The 773-nt window shown below is 65.7% G+C and carries 1 pseudogene; it reads left to right on the top strand.

Annotated elements, in window-relative coordinates:
* Positions 1-12: 12 nt before the first annotated feature.
* Positions 13-773 (top strand): annotated as a pseudogene (locus tag KIP88_RS45900) (hypothetical protein); the annotation flags it as partial.

The raw sequence follows: 773 nt of genomic DNA, 5'->3' as shown, positions 1-773 counted from the left end.
GCTGACTGCGCCATGTGTTTCTGGGGCGAGGCGCTGGTGCTCGGTCCCAACATCAATCTCCCGATGCCGGAGGACGCGGCCGCGCCAGCCTATGCCGCCGCGCAGAAGGCGAAGGCGCTGGCCGGGAAAGCGAGCCCGCGCGAGCAGGCGCTGATCGGCGCCATCGCCGTGCGCTACGGCAGCGATCCCAAGGCCGCCCGCGCACCACTCGACGCGGCCTACGCGGCCGAAATGGCGAAGGCAGCAAAACAGTTTGCCGAAGACGACGAGATTGCCACGCTCTATGCCGAGGCGGTAATGGATCTCAGCCCCTGGGACTACTGGAAGCCGGGCGGCCGCAACGCCAAGCCGCAAAGCGTGCCGATCGTGCCGACGCTGGAGCGCGTGCTGGCGCGTAATCCGAATCATGCCGGCGCTATTCACCTTTATATTCATGCCGTCGAGGCGTCGGACCGGCCCAAGCGCGCCGAGCCCTATGCCGACAAGTTGCGCGGCGCGATTCCCGGCGCAGGCCATCTCGTGCACATGCCGAGCCACATCTATTATCGGGTCGGCCGCTATCTCGACGCGCTGGAAGACAACAAGACCGCGGCCAAGGTCGATGAAAAATACCTGACTGAGACCAACGCGCCGATGGGCGTCTACAGGCTCGGCTATTATCCGCACAACGTGCACTTCGTGATGGCGTCGGCACAGATGGCCGGCGACGGCCCGACGGTGATTGCGGCTGCGGAGAAGCTCGGCCAGCTCATTCCCAGCGAGGCTGCCAAGGG

This window comes from Bradyrhizobium sp. SRL28 (genome assembly GCF_018596315.1).
GTDB lineage: Bacteria > Pseudomonadota > Alphaproteobacteria > Rhizobiales > Xanthobacteraceae > Bradyrhizobium.
The sequence above is the reverse complement of the archived record's forward strand: the minus strand, read 5'-3'. Positions and strand labels throughout refer to the sequence as shown.